The sequence below is a fragment of the Brevundimonas sp. CURTG3B2_SDJG genome, from assembly GCF_057364705.1.
Genome location: NZ_JBNFOJ010000410.1, coordinates 1 through 1,991 on the forward strand (window position 1 = coordinate 1; position 1,991 = coordinate 1,991).

The 1,991-nt window shown below is 70.4% G+C and carries 1 protein-coding gene; it reads right to left on the reverse strand.

Annotated features, from left to right (window positions below):
- Window positions 1–247: 247 nt before the first annotated feature.
- Window positions 248–1,991: gamma-glutamyltransferase family protein (locus AC2W7C_RS17220; protein WP_486002464.1), on the reverse strand; the 1,744-nt coding region annotated here is incomplete at its 5' end.

Sequence of the window (1,991 nt, forward strand, 5' to 3'; positions counted from 1 at the left end):
TTCTCGCCGTTCGCCAACGATGTCCTGGTCCATCGCTACATCGACGACGCCGCCTCCCTGCGCCGCGAGACCGACACCCTGACCGGCCGCCTTGGCGTCGTTCTGGACGGCTTCCTGGGCGGCGCTGGAGCCAGGACGAAGGGCTGGGGATCATGCTGGCCCTGGAACGGCTGACCCCCGACTGGCCGCGCCTGGCGTTCGGGCCGGACGGCGCGACGGCGGACCAGCTGATCGCGCGGGCGGTGCGCTAATAGGCCAGGGCGATGCCGTCCTTGCGCATCTCGGTGGCCGCGCCATAGGTCCAGCGGCCGCCCGGATTCTGCTGCATGACGACGTTCTGGTAGCCCCCGAAACCGCCGTCGGGCGGGCCCAGGGCCCAACCCATGGCCTCGAGCGCGTGCTTTGTGGCCTCGGGCACGCCGCTCTCCAGGTGCAGGCGGCCGACGCCCTCGGCCGGTTCGCCGGTGGGCTCGGACGAGCCGTAGTGCTGCCAGCGCGGGGCGTCGCCCGCGGCCTGGGGTTCAAGCCCGTAGTCGACCATGTTGATGATGATCTGGGCCTGGCCTTGCGGCTGCATGCCGCCGCCCATGACGCCCATGGCCATCCAGGGCTTGCCGTCCTTGCAGGCGAAGCCGGGGATGATGGTGTGGAAGGGCCGCTTGCCGGGGCCGTAGACGTTGGGGTGGCCGTCGGTCAGGGCGAACAGCTCGCCGCGATCCTGGAACATGAAGCCCAGGGTGTTTCCGGCGCCGTCGTCGGCGACCAGGCCCGAGCCCATGCCGCGGTAGTTGGACTGGATCCAGCTGACCATCATCCCGTCCTTGTCCGCCACGCTGAAATAGGTGGTGTCGCCGCGGGTGGGAGCGTCGCCGGGGAAGACGCGGTCCATCACCCGGTCGGGCCGGATCAGACGGGCGCGCTGGGCGGCGTAGTCCTTGGAGTTCAGCCATTCGACCGGGGTCTGGCTGTAGCGAGGGTCGGCGAACCACCTGGCCCGGTCCTCGAAGGCCAGGCGCTTGGCCTCGGCCTGGTGGTGGATCGAGGCGGCGGACTGGAAGCCCATGCCCTTCAGGTCGAACTGCTCGCAGATGTTGAGGATCTGATTGGTCGACAGGCCCTGGGTGTTGGGCCCCAGGCCGTAGACGTCGACGCCGCGATAGTTCGTCCGGATCGGCTCGACCCATTCGGTGCGGTGGGCGGCCAGGTCGGCGCGGGTCATCCAGCCGCCGATGCGGCGGAAATAGCCCTCGATGGCGTCGGCGATAGGGCCGTCATAGAAGGCGTCGCGGCCGTGCTCGGCGATCAGGCGGTAGGTGCGGCCCAGGTCCGGATTGGCGAACATCTGGCCGACCTTGGGCGTGGCGCCGCCAGGGGCGTAGACCCGCTTGCGGTTCTCGTTCTCCTCGATGATCCCCGCCGACCGGTCGAAGCCGGCCATGTTGCGCTCCAGGTAGTAGGCGATGACCTGGGGAACGGGGACGCCTTCCTCGCACAGCTCGGCGACCGGCAGCAGGACGTCCTTCCAGGGCAGCTTGCCGTAGCGCTGGTGGGCGCTCCACCAGGCGTCGACGGTGCCCGGCACATTGACGGTGACCGCGCCGTAGGAGGGCAGGTGGCCGTCCGCCTTGGCCTTGGAGCGCGCGATCTCCAGCGACAGGCCGCGCGGGCTGTTCCCCGAGCCGTTGAAGCCGACGACCTTGCCCTGGGCCGAGTCCCACAGCATGCAGAAGGCGTCGCCGCCGATGCCGTTGGCGACGGGCTCCAGGAAGCCGAGGGCGGCGTTGATGGCGATGGCCGCGTCGATCGCCGAGCCGCCGCGCCTCAGGGTGTCGACGCCGATCAGGGTGGCGCGCGGATGAGCCGTGGCGGCAGCGCCGTTCGCGCCCAGACGGTGGAGCGCCCCATGAATTTCGGCCCGGCTGGATGCGGTCGCCGATGCCGACGCGCGCGGGAGTGAGCGGGCCGGGATCCCGGCAGTACTGACCCCATGA